General features: G+C 36.9%; 15 protein-coding genes. 2 read left to right on the top strand and 13 right to left on the bottom strand.

Annotated elements, in window-relative coordinates:
• Positions 1 to 53: 53 nt before the first annotated feature.
• From R4Z09_RS08725 to R4Z09_RS08705, 5 genes are all read right to left on the bottom strand, one after another.
• Positions 54 to 455, bottom strand: a complete 402-nt coding sequence (locus R4Z09_RS08725) for a hypothetical protein (protein ID WP_338451938.1) — start codon at positions 453 to 455, stop codon at positions 54 to 56.
• A 146-nt stretch (positions 456 to 601) separates the two neighbouring features.
• Positions 602 to 841, bottom strand: a complete 240-nt coding sequence (locus R4Z09_RS08720) for a YlbE-like family protein (RefSeq protein WP_338451937.1) — start codon at positions 839 to 841, stop codon at positions 602 to 604.
• 18 nt (positions 842 to 859) lie between these two features.
• Positions 860 to 1,255 (bottom strand): YlbD family protein, encoded by a 396-nt coding sequence (gene ylbD, locus R4Z09_RS08715; protein WP_338451936.1) that lies wholly within the window; start codon positions 1,253 to 1,255, stop codon positions 860 to 862.
• A 147-nt stretch (positions 1,256 to 1,402) separates the two neighbouring features.
• Positions 1,403 to 2,476, bottom strand: a complete 1,074-nt coding sequence (locus R4Z09_RS08710) for a CAP domain-containing protein (protein ID WP_338451935.1) — start codon at positions 2,474 to 2,476, stop codon at positions 1,403 to 1,405.
• A 158-nt stretch (positions 2,477 to 2,634) separates the two neighbouring features.
• On the bottom strand, positions 2,635 to 3,066 hold the full coding sequence (locus R4Z09_RS08705) for a CBS domain-containing protein (protein ID WP_338451934.1): 432 nt from the start codon (positions 3,064 to 3,066) through the stop codon (positions 2,635 to 2,637).
• 225 nt (positions 3,067 to 3,291) lie between these two features.
• Here R4Z09_RS08705 and R4Z09_RS08700 point away from each other — a divergent pair, with 225 nt between their 5' ends.
• Positions 3,292 to 3,651: a YugN family protein gene (locus R4Z09_RS08700; RefSeq protein WP_338451933.1), complete on the top strand. Its 360-nt coding sequence runs from the start codon at positions 3,292 to 3,294 to the stop codon at positions 3,649 to 3,651.
• 96 nt (positions 3,652 to 3,747) lie between these two features.
• On the opposite strand, the gene R4Z09_RS08695 is transcribed toward R4Z09_RS08700, so the two are convergent.
• The 7 genes from R4Z09_RS08695 to cyoE all read right to left on the bottom strand — a co-directional run bounded on the left by R4Z09_RS08695 (position 3,748) and on the right by cyoE (position 10,626).
• The gene (locus tag R4Z09_RS08695; RefSeq protein ID WP_338451932.1) at positions 3,748 to 4,215 is read right to left on the bottom strand and encodes a DUF420 domain-containing protein; all 468 of its coding nucleotides are present in this window, start codon (positions 4,213 to 4,215) and stop codon (positions 3,748 to 3,750) included.
• 226 nt (positions 4,216 to 4,441) lie between these two features.
• The gene (gene ctaG / locus R4Z09_RS08690) at positions 4,442 to 5,344 is read right to left on the bottom strand and encodes a cytochrome c oxidase assembly factor CtaG (RefSeq protein ID WP_338451931.1); all 903 of its coding nucleotides are present in this window, start codon (positions 5,342 to 5,344) and stop codon (positions 4,442 to 4,444) included.
• Positions 5,345 to 5,505: 161 nt separating this feature from the next.
• Positions 5,506 to 5,838 carry a cytochrome c oxidase subunit IVB gene (ctaF, locus tag R4Z09_RS08685; RefSeq protein ID WP_338451930.1) on the bottom strand — a complete coding sequence of 111 codons (333 nt, stop codon included), beginning with the start codon at positions 5,836 to 5,838 and terminating at the stop codon, positions 5,506 to 5,508.
• Between the two features lie 4 nt (positions 5,839 to 5,842).
• Complete coding sequence (locus tag R4Z09_RS08680; protein ID WP_338451929.1) at positions 5,843 to 6,472, bottom strand: cytochrome (ubi)quinol oxidase subunit III; 630 nt, start codon at positions 6,470 to 6,472, stop codon at positions 5,843 to 5,845.
• A complete protein-coding gene (gene ctaD / locus R4Z09_RS08675) occupies positions 6,472 to 8,364 on the bottom strand; it encodes a cytochrome c oxidase subunit I (protein ID WP_338451928.1) in 1,893 nt (630 codons plus the stop codon). Before ctaD ends, R4Z09_RS08680 begins: the two co-directional genes overlap by 1 nt.
• Before the next feature lie 34 nt (positions 8,365 to 8,398).
• The gene (gene coxB, locus R4Z09_RS08670; RefSeq protein WP_338451927.1) at positions 8,399 to 9,457 is read right to left on the bottom strand and encodes a cytochrome c oxidase subunit II; all 1,059 of its coding nucleotides are present in this window, start codon (positions 9,455 to 9,457) and stop codon (positions 8,399 to 8,401) included.
• Between the two features lie 230 nt (positions 9,458 to 9,687).
• Positions 9,688 to 10,626, bottom strand: coding sequence for a heme o synthase (gene cyoE, locus R4Z09_RS08665; protein ID WP_338451926.1), 939 nt, complete (start codon positions 10,624 to 10,626; stop codon positions 9,688 to 9,690).
• A gap of 613 nt (positions 10,627 to 11,239) precedes the next feature.
• Between cyoE and R4Z09_RS08660 the strand changes: the two genes are divergently transcribed.
• The gene (locus R4Z09_RS08660) at positions 11,240 to 12,220 is read left to right on the top strand and encodes a heme A synthase (RefSeq protein ID WP_338451925.1); all 981 of its coding nucleotides are present in this window, start codon (positions 11,240 to 11,242) and stop codon (positions 12,218 to 12,220) included.
• Positions 12,221 to 12,261: 41 nt separating this feature from the next.
• Here R4Z09_RS08660 and pyc read toward each other — a convergent pair whose 3' ends face one another.
• Positions 12,262 to 15,702 (bottom strand): pyruvate carboxylase, encoded by a 3,441-nt coding sequence (pyc, locus tag R4Z09_RS08655; protein ID WP_338451924.1) that lies wholly within the window; start codon positions 15,700 to 15,702, stop codon positions 12,262 to 12,264.
• Between the last annotated feature and the right edge of the window lie 87 nt (positions 15,703 to 15,789).

Here is a 15,789-nt window from a genome sequence, read left to right as displayed (position 1 = left end):
ATGAAAACGAAGTAGATGTTAATTGATCATCAAATAAAGGAGTATTCATTTGGTTATTTTATAGAAATGTTCATTACTTTTGTTGCGACAGCAGCTTGTTCATGTTGTTTTCTAAGCTCTAATTTAAGCTGGTGTGCTCCCGTTGGAAGCCCTTTAATAATAAAAGCCGCCTGTCGATATTCAGCTGACTCTTTACCATCAATTGACAAAATGATTTTTGCATCATTATTTCGAAACGAAACACTGCTTGCAACGCATTCGATATAGACATCATTCCCCTTTACATGGTACTTGACGATAAAAGGATCCTTTTCATTCAGGTTGAAACCTGAAGCTTGTACTTTCCTGGTGAAGGAGAAGGAATTTTCCTTAGCTTCCGGCTCAGGTATATCCTTTTGACAGCCCGTTAATAAATTTAAGGACAACAATAGGATTAAAACGTATATTTTTTTCAAAATTCTATCACTCCTTACATTTGTTTTCGGAATGAAACAAATGTTTGTTTGCTTATTGCTAATCGTATTGTTTGCTAATTAACGGTCTTTTACTCGATTCTTATTTGCCATATTTTTTAAAATAAAAAAGGAGGCTGCCCTCCTTTTTAAGATTGGTTATTCATTGCTTGAAACATACTTATCATCATAGAAGCCATTTGAACACCGTAAGAAATCTTTTCAACCTGATGGGGAATCGTTTTTTTATAATAGTGTAATGAAGCAATTTCCATCGTTTGAAGCTGACTGGGATCCCGGGTTAATTTTCGATACCATATCGGTTGTTCTCGCAAAAATGACTGTAATTCCTTGTTCTGTTCCAAATAATTATAGACATCTTTTCTCATAACAAGCTCCCTAATTGGTTAGTCTTTTCTAAATAAAAATGGATGGTTCGGCTTTTGATTTGGTGAACTTGGTTTGCTTTTATTGGAACCGTTTTGGAACTGAGACAGCACCCCTTGTACAGCCCCGAGAGCCTGGCTTAAATGATTAATATTATGCTGCAACTGCTCCGGGTCCATTTTTTTAAACGCGCCTAAAACATTTGTAAACCAATCTCCTTTTACTTCCTTTTCAGTTTGACCAGATTTAGAACCAATCTGATCCCACTTTGCATCATTCTCACCCAACAAGTACCAGTCCTCATACAATTCTTGCAGTGTCGCTTTTCCAATCCTTACCTCTTCAAGAACTTGTGGGTTTTTTTTCACAAACGCTTTAAATTCTTCGATCGATGGATGAAGCCTTTTCTCTGCCACGTTGTTTCACCTCAACCTATACAATTGCCTATATTACGATATGTGTATAGATAGATTTGGTGAATAACAAAATGGCTTCCACAATAGTATCAATAACCATTTTCAGACTAAAAAAGGGTCGATACGCTCAACCCTTTTTGCCTCAACCTATTTCAACACTTGCAACAGATTCTGCGTATAGTATGTTTTATAAACACCGATTCCAGTATGGGAATAATCTTTATTTAAAATCTTTTCCCGGTGCGCTATACTATTCAGCAACCCTTCGACTACTGCAGGAGCATCCAAATAATCTGAAGCCACAATTACTTCTGCCGTTTGAATATTGGATTCAACCGCTTTTAGACGCTCCAACAGTTCTTCAGGTTGAATGGACGGCTGTGAACCACCATTGTTTTCAGACATATTCACACTTTGTTCATAGGCAATCATTGCGGCGTTATCATCCCATAATAATGGTTTTAAATCGAAACGCATTCTTACAGTATTAATTAAATCAAACACTTGTCTTTCATTATCCTTGGCTAACTCTTCGGGATCTACTTCCACATTATTCTTGGCCGCTTTCAATTCCTTGTTGGCCAGCTCAAACGGGCGAAGTTTAATAAGAGTTGGAATATCCATCAACCGAACACTCGATAATTTACCAGAAAATTTATCAATATATAATTGCACAAAAACATTTCCTAATCGAATAAGCGGCCGCGAATTAATGTCTTCCTCAGATAGCTCAAATTGATATGTAGTATCTTTGTAATTCAGATTAAAAATGGTTTCAATCGTATAACCGGCATAAATCTCACTTACAGGCTGTCCAATATAAAATGGCCTTATATTAACATCCTTTCCTATTGCAAAAATAGTAACAACTTTATCTGCTTCTACACCCACTTGAACATATTTATCCGTATTAATATGATATATCCACCATTTGTAGCCATATGCAGATAAATCCACCCTTACCGGTTTTCCCAGATCCGCTTCCAGCTCTTTTGACGATTTACCTATCAGGTTAATCAGTCCTTCTGTTTGGATAGTAGCAGCACCTTCTTCAGGTAGAGTACCTTGAGTAGATTGCGCTGTGTCAGTAGACGAACGATTTTGATTCGTTAACCCATCTTCGTGATCTTCACTAATATTTATAAAAAAACCAACTACTGTAAAAATTATAATAACAGCTATTACTCTAATAATCGTTTTCAGAGATAAACCCCCTTTCACAGCGGAAGCGTTCGCTTATATTATATTATATAATAAATCTGTAAATACTTAATGCGATTATAGCATTATAAAGAAAGTGTAAATTATTATAATAGTCTAGAGATTTCGATAAAATATTTCCTATTCACAATATGCTAAAAAAGGTACCCGCAGGCACCTTAATGTTGGATATGATTTGTTTGTTCCGAAATATCTGAAAGAGCCTGACCTGCTTGTTCATCCGTTAATTTTCGGATGGCAAAATCACCAAGACTCACAATACCAACAAGCTTATCGCCTTCTACAACAGGCAAACGGCGGATTTGATGATCAGCCATCAATTTTGCCGCTTCTTTTGAGGATGTATCAGGAGTTACTGTAACTAGTTGATCACTCATTATTTTTTCAACCTTTGTAGAGCCAGGGTTCTTTTCAGCCACACCACGAACCGCTATATCTCTGTCCGTAATCATCCCAACAAGCTTTTCCTGATCCACAATTGGAATGGCCCCAACATTTAATTCCTTCATTTTTAACGCCACTTCATACATATTATCTAATAAAGAACAGCATTCAATATCATCGGTCATAATTTCACGAATTTTTTCCATTTCATGTTCCCTCCAATTTTATATTTAATGATGATGAAAAATTAAGTGACTAACCATTTGTTAGTCTTTCCTCATCATTATTTATTATGCAAAATCTAAATTTCCTCACGATAACCGATTGAAACTTAGCCTTTTTTGCACTATTATTAAATTTGAGTATAATTAGATTTTTGGAAACAATACGATAATTTTTCGACAATAACGTTTTGCTTGGAGGGGACAAAAATGAAGTTTGAAAACAAAGGTTTCACAGGGTTGAAAGCTGAATTAAGCCGTTTAGATGATTGTATGCTTGAATATGGCTTAGTTCGAGAAGGACAATGGGATTATGAAAGAGTTACATACGATCGAAAATTTGAATTAAAAGAAGGCATCTTTTATTTACGTATTCAGGGATATGCAGTAGAAGGTGACGTTGGTGCAGGCAAAGCTCTTATTCAACTTATGACTCCATTACTAGGAAAGTATTATTATCCACACGGAGTTGAGTATGGCGAAGGGGAAAGTTTCCCAAAATCATTAGCAGCCCAATGTGAAAAGATTTTAACGGAGCTCAAATCAGAAATCGCTCATTTTGCCAAGTAAGATAAATACCCTAATATTACACTGTTAATTACGAAAAGGCGCATCATTTAGCGCCTTTTTTATTACAAAAAACACCGCAATGCTTGCGGTGCATAATTAAAAACCTAATATGGCTTTAATAACAGAGGTTGTTTCCCCGCCATGGTAAAAAACGTAAAGTAATAAATATACGGCAACACCTGTAATTGCGGTAAAAAACCAAATTATACTTGTGACTGGTCCTAATTTTCGATGCTTTGCAAGATTATTTTTCAACCCCGTAATAATTGATATGATTCCCATTACAGCTCCAACTGTTGCCAAAGTAATATGAAAAACTAAAAAAATCGTATAGTAAATTTTCAGGTGGTCCGGCCCGCCAAAGCTAGTATTACCAACAAAAATCGTTCTGCTTGCATAAATCAAGAAAAACACAATCGCGAAAATAGCAGCCCATAACATAGCCTTTCGATGGGCATCAATTTTCCGTTTTCGTATTAGATTCCAGCCAATAGCAACCATTATTGCACTGAGCACAATAAATGAGGTACTAATTGTAGGTAAAATTGGCAATGAATATTCCATATAGTAACGTCCTCTCGACTTTTTAGATTTACTGTATATGTATGTGTCAGTTACTTCTATTTATCTATTATTTTAGTCGAGCAGGAAGTATTTTTCAATAATAATCAGAATTCGTTCACGAAACATTACTAATTTATTAGTGTTTTATCTATATATTAGTGATGAATTTACTTGACTGTATTAAAAAGGTGCTCTCCTTATTGAGCAGCACCTAAAATAAAAAATCTCATTCAACAGGCTGTGGGTGATACGCCTTTAACTTCTCTGCATCTGTTTCCTCTTGATCTTTTTGATACCATTCAAAGAATACACGTGCCAAAACAATACCATAGACTATTTCTTGAATAATTTTCATCAACACACCACCAAGCTGCTGGTCATGAACAAGCGATAACGAAGTAAACATTTCCGGACCGCTTAAATCTAACGAAGCTAATGTTGACTGTGGGACACAAAGCGTTAACGCTTTTGCCCATAGCTTTGGATCAGAATATGCTGCATACATGGGACTATCATTAAATATAATCAAGGCACAAGCAGGTAGTATCAATGCACCGCTGGCAAAGATATAGGCAACCTTCTTTAAGCCAACAATACTACGGTTTTTATCAATTTTATTAACAAGTGGCCACCACATAAAGAGGGCTAACAAAAATAATAGACCTGTGTATGTTTCATGAAGCAGCATCGTTGTTTTGATCAGATCGAAAATGAACGGAATATGGTATAAAGAAAACGTAACATTAAAAAGAACAAGTGCTATAATCGGTCTCGTAAAAAACGCAAAAACAGTCTTTATAATAGGCATTGACAATATTTTCTCCCAAAGCCAAACGGGTATTGCCGTGATAAGTATTGGCGGAATAATAAATAATAATACAGACATTTGAATCATATGGGCATAGAACATTAAATGTCCCATTAAGTCAAGTGGAGACCCTTTAACAAAGTAAATCAATACCATTACCAGCACGAAAAGGATCGTCTGTGATTTCGTAAGTGGTTTACTCTCTTTAAACACATGGTTATATTTTGTTGTTAATAAAAAATAACCAGCCGTTACTAATAGCACAAATATAAAGAAAAATGGACTCCATAAAGCCCTAAAACCGAAAATATCAAGCGACAAAATCTTTCACCTCTTTTTATAAGGATGGATGAACATAATTTGCTTACCCATATTCAAACTATTAACACTAATTATACTATTTTAATAATACACACTCAAATATTGTCGCTTATTGAAAATGTATAAAAAGGAAATCAGCCAAGCTGATTTCCTTTTTAGTATTACCACCAAATAATTGTCATGAACGCAATCACAGTAATGAGGGCGACAAATACACCGCTAAACATAAACAGCGCCGGCATCTCATGACCCTTGTGGCTCATATGCATAAAATAATAAAGCTGATAAGCTACCTGAACACCGGCAAGCAATAGAATAAATGGAATTGTAAACCAACTGCTAAAACCATCGTATCCAACAGCAACAAATGAAACGAGCGTAAGGAAAATCATAAGGGCAAATGTAATGACCTGATGCTTCATTTCCTCCGCATTCTTTTTACGACGATACTTGATATCATTAGGGTTAACTGAGTTTAGTTGTTCATTGCTCATCAGATTATCCCACCATTCCCATTAAATATACAACTGTGAAGATAAACACCCATACAACGTCAATGAAGTGCCAATAAAGACTGGCTGTATAAAATTTTGGAGCATTGTAAAGGTTTAATCCACGTTTTGCATTTCTGATCATTAATGTCAAAATCCAGCACAGACCAAAGGCAACGTGGGCCCCATGGAAGCCTGTAAGCGTATAGAAAGCTGATCCAAAAGCACTGCTGGTAAATGTATGATGAAATTCATGTACATAATGATTAAACTCATAAATTTCAAGAGTAAGAAAGGATGCTCCTAAAAGAACGGTAACTCCTAACCACAGCATCATTTTTTTAAACTGAAAGTTCTTCATATGGTACATAGCGTATACACTTGTTAAAGAACTTGTTAATAGAATCATCGTTGTAGCAAATACTAAGGGTAACTCAAACATATCTTTTGCCAATGCATGCTCAGTACTAGGCACCTTATCCTTTAATGCAAGATATGTTGCAAACAGGGTGGCAAAAAGTACGGTCTCGCCCCCTAAGAATATCCAAAAACCAGTAAATTTATTCTTCGCTTCAAGGGTTTGTCTCTCAGGTGAAGCCGGCCATGTTTCAGCTGTCCATTTTTCCTCCAGTTGCATTATGCCTTCCCCCCTTTATCCAGATCATCAATTAAGTCTTCTTTATGAATATGGTAACCATGATCATCCTTTGTAGAGCGGAACATCATGGATCCAAAGGTAATTGCCAAGCCGGCAATAAAGACACCGATCGCAGCTGGATTAGCAAAAACATCATCTGTTTTGATGTCGTACTGGTACATTGCACCAAATGCTGCAATAAACAAACCAAAGCTGATCATAAATGGTGTAAAAGATGAATTTGGCATATGAATATCTCCAAGCGGCTCTGCTGGTGTTAAATTCTTTTTACCATCCATTTTTTCAATCCAATATGGATCCAAACCACGTACAAGCGGTGTTTGTTTAAAATTATAAAATGGCGGCGGAGAAGCAATTGCCCACTCTAACGTACGTCCATCTTCCCAAGGATCATTACCAACCTTTTCATTCTTAACCACTGTGGCAATAACGTTAATTACTAAAATAATAACGGCAGCCGCCATAACGAATGCACCGATTGAACTGATTAAGTTAGCCGTTTCCCAGCCTTGGTTTGGAAGGAATGTAAATACACGTCTAGGCATACCCATTAAACCAAGGAAATGTTGAATAAAGAATGTTAAATGGAAACCAATTAAGAATAACCAAAATGATACTTTACCTAATTTTTCATTCAGCATTGTACCGAACATTTTAGGCCAATAGAAATGCGTTCCAGCTAATAACGCTAAAACAACCCCGCCGACAATTACATAGTGGAAATGGGCAACAATAAAGTAACTATCATGCAGCTGATAATCAAGCGGTGCTGCAGCCTGCATGACACCTGTTACACCACCCATTACGAACGATGGGATAAAAGCAACAGCATACAACATCGGTGTTGTAAATTTAACACTTCCGCCCCACATCGTAAAAAGCCAGTTAAAGATTTTAATACCAGTCGGCACGGCGATTGCCATTGTTGCAACTGCAAATATCGCATTTGCAATCGGCCCGAGACCAGTTGTAAACATATGGTGAGCCCATACCATGAATCCGAAGAATCCAATTAAAACAGTTGCAAAAACCATTGATGAATAACCAAACAAACGTTTCCTTGAAAAGGTCGCGAAAATTTCAGAGAAAATTCCAAAAGCAGGTAATATTAAAATATAAACCTCTGGGTGACCAAAGATCCAGAAAATATGTTCATAAATGATCGTATTACCGCCACCGGCTACATCAAAGAAATTAGCTCCAAACAAGCGGTCAAATGTTAATAAGAATAAACCGACTGCAAGCGGAGTGAAAGCAAACACAATAAGTGTTGATGCCACAAACGTAGTCCAAGTGAACAGAGGCATCCTCATAAATGTCATACCAGGAGCTCTCATATTGATGATCGTTACAAGGAAGTTAATCCCTGACATCAATGTACCAAATCCAGATATTTGTAAGCCAATCGTATAAAAATCAATCCCATGTCCCGGTGATTCAAGTGACAATGATGCATATGACGTCCAGCCTGCATCAGGTGCCCCGCCAAGGAACCAAGAAAGATTTAAAAAGATACCGCCAAAAAGAAACAGCCAAAATCCCAATGAGTTTATAAATGGAAATGCAACATCACGGGCACCAATTTGAAGCGGTACAATCGCATTCATAAAGGCAAATAATAATGGTGTTGCCGCAAGAAAAATCATTGTTGTTCCATGCATCGTAATAATTTCATTAAATAATCCAGCACTGACAAAATCGTTATTTGGCTCCATAAGCTGGATACGAATCATCATAGCTTCTAGACCACCGATAACGAAAAACAGTGCACCGGCAATAAAATAAAGGTGTGCGATTTTTTTATGGTCGACAGTTGTTAAATAGTCCCATAAAAAGGCTCCTACCCCTTGTTTCTGAGCGTAGCTACTCACAGTTTTACCTCCCCTTAACACGTTCTATTTCAAATTAATCCTGAATTTTCAAACTCATCAAATATTCAGTCAATGCATCAAGCTCTTGATCTGACAACTTGCCATAGGCACCAGTCATTTTATTTCCTGGCTTAATACTCTCGGGATCTTGAATCCACTTCTTAAGGTTTTCTTCATTATGATCAAGAATACCGGCGATTTTTGTACGATCCCCAAAGTTTGTTAAGTTCGGTGCCATCCTTGCAGCTTCAGGTGTAGCATTTGAAGGTGTGACAGCGTGACAGCCAATACAGCTGTTGTTATAGATTTCTTGACCTTGCTGTGCTAGATCAGTTGTCGCTTGTTTTGGCTCTGTTACACTTTGCATATCCTTAACCCATGCGTCAAATTCTGCCCGCGAAACCGCCTTCACTTTAAAGTCCATTAATGCATGTGAAGGACCACAAAGTTCTGCACATTTTCCATAAAAAATATTTTTCGCTTCCTCAGCCTTTTGACTGTCAAATTCCAGCCAGAACTTGTTCACATTATCTGTATTCGTATCCATTTTTCCTCCGGCTGCCGGAATCCAAAATGCATGCTTTACATCTGAAGCCTTTAAATTAAAATATACTTTTTCATCTGTTGGTACGACTAACTCTTGACTAGTAACAATTTTGTCGTTTGGATATTCAAACTCCCACCAATACAGATTTGCACGGACATTTACGACAAGCGCATCTGTATCTTTCTTGTCCATTTCATCAACATCACCAAGGTGAAATGTTGCAGCAACTGTAGGAACAGCCAAGATCAATAGCAAGATAATCGGAATAGTAGTCCACATGATTTCTAATTTATGACTTCCCTCGACTTGCTTTGGAATTCTGTCATCTTTACGTCTAAATTTCAAAATCACCAATAAGAAAATTAGGACAACAACAACAATAACTCCCACCATAATTGCAGTACTTAATAACATTAGATTATACTGTTTTTCTGCAACTTCCCCTGCTGGTTGCAGTGTGGATAGAAACGGCTCACCACAACCTGAAAGCACAAGCGCCAGTACCGACAATAACGGAATTAGACGCCATTTTGATAGCCTCTTCATAGCGTATACATACCCCTCTTTCGTGAAAAATTTCTTACATTAAATAGTGCTATAAAAATATGGATAAATTCTTTCTGTCTTGTTTTTTCCATTAGAAGAAAGAATTTCCTACCAAATCCTAAAGGAAACGCCACTCATCCCCTTTTCCTGAGTGACGCCCTTTTTTGAAATTCATGATGTATGTGTCATCAATAAAGAAATGATGTACTAGGTTTTCATTTGTTATAAGACTATATAAATGTCACAATAACCATCGAAACAAACATAATGGTTAAATATTGTAATGAATACACAAACATTAATTTTGCCCACTTCATATCATTCTTAAACCGATTGGCATATATTCCTGTTATAATCCAGCCAACATTTAACACAGTTGCTAATACAACAAATGGTATTCCTAATTCAGTCATAAAAAACGGAAGCGGTAACAAAGCAATCACCCATAAATAGATATGCCGTTTAGTTTCTTTGAATCCCTTTATAACTGGAAGCATTGGAATACTCGCTGCTCGATATTCTTCCACACGTCTCATTGCCAAGGCATAAAAATGAGGCGGCTGCCACGCAAACATAATCAGAAATAACATCCATGCCATGATGTCAAGATTTGGATCAACCGCAGCCCAGCCAATTAACGGCGGTACTGCACCGGAAACACTGCCTACTACTGTATTTGATACATGCTTACGCTTGGACCACATCGAATAAACAACAACGTAGCTGAAAACCCCTACCAAGCCAATAACAGCCGCTGAAACGGTCGTGCACAGAAGTAACAATAATCCAAATAAAATAAATAGCAATCCTATTAAGGCAACCTTTATCGGATTCATTTTCCCTGTTACAGTTGGTCTTGCTTTTGTTCTCTCCATCAAATGGTCAATATCACGATCTATGTAGTTATTAAGAGTGCAGGACCCTGCCATGATAAGCGCTGAACCTAATAATGCAAAAAATATCATGTCCAGATTATCAAAGAATCGTTTATCAGTCACTGTAAGTGCAAGCCATATGCCAGTAAAAGTTGTAATTAAATTCGAATTGACTATACCAATCTTTATTAGTGCGAGAAAATCCTTCCATGCAGTTGTCTCTGGTATCTTTGCTTTTATGCTGTCATCTTCGCTTGTCATAACAGCTTCTGAAATGGTTCTAGAACCAGACATACTACTTCCTCCCCTTTTCCGTTATACAAGTACTTCAACCATATCCCCCGCTTATGCTGCTTCCTTACATCATTAAATCAGATAGACAGCATGGAAATCATAAATGAATGAATAAATATATTAATATGTACTATTATTAATGACGCTATAATGTTAACTGAATATTAAATCATTATGCCTCTCTTCAGTATATTAAATCACACTTTCGACGATTTTTGTGAACTTTTTTTGAATAAATTATGAAAAAAGTGTGTCTTGCAAGTATATTTTATTTCCATTATTGTTATTTTAGTGCCATAATGAAGGAAATTAAGATTATTTTTGAATTTTTATTAAACATTTTATCTTCTAAATTTTCTCTCTTATCTATATTTCTAACAAACAATCTTGTAAGTTTCAACTGTTTTCATGTTAATATCAGTAAAAAATACAATTTATTTACCATATCATCATTTGTTACAATTATTATGTAAAATAAATAGTGTTTTTATTGTAATTTAGCAATAATTCGCTATGGTTAGAATAGTAATATTATTTTGTGTATTTATTTTATTATATCCATTAATGTATTACTATAGCAATAATAAGAACTTTTTCTAAGTAGGTGAAAAAATTGCATCGTTCTCTCAAGTGGTTTTCAGTATTAACGACAATCGGGATGCTCTTCATACTTTTAGGCGGAGCATTGGTAACAAAAACAGAATCTGGAATGGGATGCGGCCGCTCGTGGCCACTTTGTAATGGACAGCTCATCCCTGATGAAATTACCATTGAACTAATTATTGAACTGGCTCACCGCATGGTCTCTGGATCAGTTGGAATTATGCTTATCATTCTTTCGGTTATGACATGGCGGGCTATCGGCCATATTAGAGAAACCAAATTTCTCATTATCACTTCATTACTATTTCTAATTTTGCAAGGACTTATCGGTGCGGCAGCCGTCATTTGGGGACAATCTGATTTTATTTTGGCAGCTCATTTTGGAATTTCATTGGTTTCTTTTTCAACCGTTTTTCTTTTGACGCTACTCATATTTGAAGTAGATAAAAAATTTAAAGCTGAGAAACTTATTCTCGACAAACGAATGAAAAAACATATCATTGGTGTGTCACTGTATAGTTTTATCGTTGTCTACACTGGTGCACTTGTACGCCATGTGAATGCAAGTCTTGTTTGCCGGGACTGGCCTCTATGTCTTAATGACCAGCCTGGACTTCCAACCAATATGTATGAATGGGTGCAAATGGGTCACCGTGCAGCAGCAGGTTTCATTTTTGTCTGGATTGCTTACATTACGTTTTTAGCAATAAAACATTATCGTCATGAAAAGATCATATATTGGGGCTGGATCATTTCTTTCATTCTAGTCTCATTACAGGTCACAGCCGGTGCTTTCATTGTTTTCTTACGAGGTAATTTGTATATCGCATTAGCACATGCCTTTTTCATTTCCTGTTTGTTTGGGATGTTGAGTTATTTTATCCTCTTGGCATACAGAAGCAACCTCAATGTAACTGCCCTTCAGATTAAGAAAAATCAAACAGCAGATGAAAATCAATCTCCAACTTCACCTATCATAACAGTGAAATAAAAAAAAGAGTTACAGCTTGGCTGTAACTCTTTTTTTTAGCTTTATTTTGCCAATTCAATGAGTAGATCCCCTGTTTGAATTGCTTCTCCACTTTGTGCATAAATATCTTTAACGACTCCTGAAAATGGAGCTTGAACAGTTGTTTCCATTTTCATTGCCTCAGTAATCATTAAGTGATCACCTTTTTCCACACTCTCACCTTTTTCAACAAGCACTTTTACTACAGTTCCAGGCATTGTTGCAGATATATGATTTGGATTTTTTGGATCAGCCTTCACTTTGGTTTGGATCGTTGATTTAATGCTTTCATCTTTTACAGCAACCTCACGAGATTGTCCGTTTAACTCAAAATAAACTGTTCTTGTACCATCTGCCTGTGGTTGTCCAACAGATACCAGCTTCACAATAAGCGTTTTACCTGTTTCAATTTCAACCTGAATTTCTTCTCCCAGACGAAGCCCATACAGGAATGTTGGCGTATCAAGAACGGAAAGGTCTCCATAAAGTTGAACCGTTTTAGCATATTCTAAGAAAACTTTTGGATACAGTGCATAGGCAATCACATCATGAGCAGTTACTTCTCGGCCAAGCTCCTGATACAATTCATCCCTTAATGCTTTAAAATCAACTGGTTCTAGCAATTCACCAGGACGAACGGTAATAGGATCCTTCCCTTTTAGAATAACTTTTTGCAATTCTTTCGGGAATCCTCCATGAGGCTGACCTAAATATCCCATAAATAACTCAACAACAGAGTCAGGGAAATCAATTGTATCACCTTTTGTTAAAACATCCTCTTCCGTTAAGTTGTTTTGAACCATGAATAAAGCCATGTCACCAACAACCTTTGAAGAAGGAGTTACCTTTACAATGTCACCAAACATTTGATTTACACGGGCATACATTCTCTTTACATCATCCCATTGGTCACCAAGACCAACACCTTTCGCTTGCTGTTGTAAATTACTGTATTGTCCGCCCGGCATTTCGTGCTGGTACACTTCAGTATGTGGAGCAACCATGCCTGATTCAAAATCACGGTAATACTTTCGTACATCTTCCCAATAATGTGAAAGGCTCTCTAAAGCTTCTACTTTTACATCAGGCTGACGTTCATTTCCTTGCAGCGCGTAGAACAATGTATTCGCACTTGGCTGTGATGTTAAGCCTGCCATAGAGCTGATTGCCACATCGACGATATCAACACCGGCATCAATTGCTCGTGAGTACGTATAAATTCCATTTCCGCTCGTATCATGCGTGTGCAGATGAATTGGAATATCAATCGTGGCTTTCAATTCAGAAATTAATTGATAAGCCGCTTCAGGTTTTAATAAACCAGCCATATCTTTAATCGCTAAAATATGAGCACCTTGGGCCTCAAGTTCTTTAGCAATATTTTTGTAATATTGAATATCATATTTACTTCTTGTTGGATCCGTAATGTCCCCAGTATAACAAACAGCAGCTTCAGCTATTTTTCCTGATTGTCTTACCGCATCAATCGCTACTTCCATCCCTTTTACCCAGTTTAAACTGTCAAAAATACGGAATACATCGATGCCGGCATAGGCTGACTTTTCAACAAATTCACGAATGACGTTATCAGGGTAATTTTTATAACCGACTGCATTTGCTGATCGTAACAGCATTTGGAACATCACATTCGGAATTTGTTTTCTTAATGTTAACAAACGATCCCATGGATCTTCTTTTAAGAAACGATAGGCAACGTCAAATGTTGCCCCTCCCCACATTTCCATTGAGAAAAGCTCAGGCAGTAATTTGGCAGTAGGCTCAGCTATATGTTTAAAGTCATTTGTACGAATTCTTGTCGCTAACAATGACTGATGTGCATCACGGAAAGTTGTATCAGTCAATAATACTTCCTTGCGATCCTTCACCCATTTAACAAGTCCATCTGCACCTTGCTCATCCAAAATTTGTTTTGTTCCATTTTGCACGTCGAGACTATGCGCGATTTTAGGAACTCTTGGCTTTTCAAAAATAGGTCTTTTCTTTTTCTCAATACCTGGGAAGCCATTAATTGATACGGTTCCAATATAGTTCAGCAATTTTGTTCCGCGGTCTTTTCGTTTTGGAAAAATAAATAGTTCTGGAGTCTCATCAATAAATGATGTGTCATAATCTCCAGTAATGAATTTTTCATGTTTGACCACATTGATTAAAAATGGAATATTGGTTTTAATGCCTCGAATACGAAACTCGTGTAAATTGCGGATCATTTTTGATGCAGCCTGATCAAATGTATGTGCATGTGTTGTTACCTTCACAAGCAATGAATCGTAAAATGGTGTAATGACTGAGCCTTGGTATGCATTACCAGCATCTAAACGGACACCAAAACCTCCGCCAGAACGGTATGCCATAATCCTTCCAGCATCCGGCATAAAATTATTTAACGGATCTTCTGTTGTTACACGTGATTGAATGGCAAAACCATGTGTTGTAATATTCTCTTGCTGCGGTATACCAACCTTTTCTCCAAAAAGATCATAACCTTCAGCAACTAGAATTTGTGTTTGAACAATATCAATTCCAGTAATCATTTCTGTAATTGTATGCTCAACTTGTACGCGAGGGTTAACCTCAATAAAATAAAATTCATCGCCAGCAACTAAAAATTCAACAGTTCCAGCGTTTAAATAGTTTACATTTTTCATTAAGCTGACTGCTGCTTCACAGATATCTTGACGAAGTTCTTTTGAAAGCGAAACACTTGGTGCCACTTCAACAACCTTTTGATGACGTCGTTGTATTGAACAGTCTCTTTCATATAAATGAACGATGTTCCCTTCTGAGTCACCAATGATTTGCACTTCAATGTGCTTTGGACGATTAATATATTTCTCAACATACACTTCATCATTTCCAAAAGCAGCTTTTGCTTCTGACTTCGCACGATTATAAGCTTCTTCCACTTCATTGATTCCGTTTACAATCCTCATACCACGTCCGCCTCCGCCTAAGGACGCTTTAATGATAATTGGAAACCCGTATGATTCTCCGAAGTTTCTTACATCCTCTAAGCTGTTCACTGGACCATCAGAGCCAGGAATAACGGGAATATTAGCTTTGATTGCCTGCTCTCTTGCTTTAACCTTGTCACCAAACATATCTAAATGTTCGGATTTAGGGCCGATAAATATAATTCCTTCTTCTTCACATCTTCTTGCAAAATGGATATTTTCAGAGAGGAAACCATATCCTGGATGGATCGCATCTACATCACTATCCTTTGCAATTTCGATAATTCCTTCAATATCAAGATAAGCGTCAATTGGCTTTTTTCCTTCTCCTACTAAGTAGGCCTCATCCGCTTTATAACGATGTAATGAATTAGAATCCTCATTCGAATAAATCGCAACAGTGCGAATATTTAATTCAGTACACGCCCTAAAAACGCGGATGGCAATTTCCCCTCTATTCGCAACTAACACTTTGTTGATGCGTCTGCTCACATAAAACACCTCATCTATCTAAATATTTTGGCTTTAATTAATGAATCTTTCGAAAATAAAAGATAGTTTAACTGGGAGACAAATAAT

This window comes from Niallia oryzisoli (assembly GCF_036670025.1).
GTDB lineage: Bacteria > Bacillota > Bacilli > Bacillales > Cytobacillaceae > Bacillus_BD > Bacillus_BD oryzisoli.
This window is presented reverse-complemented; position numbering and strand designations above follow the sequence as displayed.

Coding starts and splice junctions, on each gene's coding strand:
- R4Z09_RS08705 (WP_338451934.1), bottom strand. CDS start 3,066: ATGGAAAAAATTCGTGAAATTATGACCGATGATATTGAATGCTGTTCT.
- R4Z09_RS08720 (WP_338451937.1), bottom strand. CDS start 841: ATGAGAAAAGATGTCTATAATTATTTGGAACAGAACAAGGAATTACAG.
- R4Z09_RS08680 (WP_338451929.1), bottom strand. CDS start 6,472: ATGCAACTGGAGGAAAAATGGACAGCTGAAACATGGCCGGCTTCACCT.
- R4Z09_RS08695 (WP_338451932.1), bottom strand. CDS start 4,215: ATGGAATATTCATTGCCAATTTTACCTACAATTAGTACCTCATTTATT.
- cyoE (WP_338451926.1), bottom strand. CDS start 10,626: ATGTCTGGTTCTAGAACCATTTCAGAAGCTGTTATGACAAGCGAAGAT.
- ctaF (WP_338451930.1), bottom strand. CDS start 5,838: ATGAGCAATGAACAACTAAACTCAGTTAACCCTAATGATATCAAGTAT.
- R4Z09_RS08700 (WP_338451933.1), top strand. CDS start 3,292: ATGAAGTTTGAAAACAAAGGTTTCACAGGGTTGAAAGCTGAATTAAGC.
- coxB (WP_338451927.1), bottom strand. CDS start 9,457: ATGAAGAGGCTATCAAAATGGCGTCTAATTCCGTTATTGTCGGTACTG.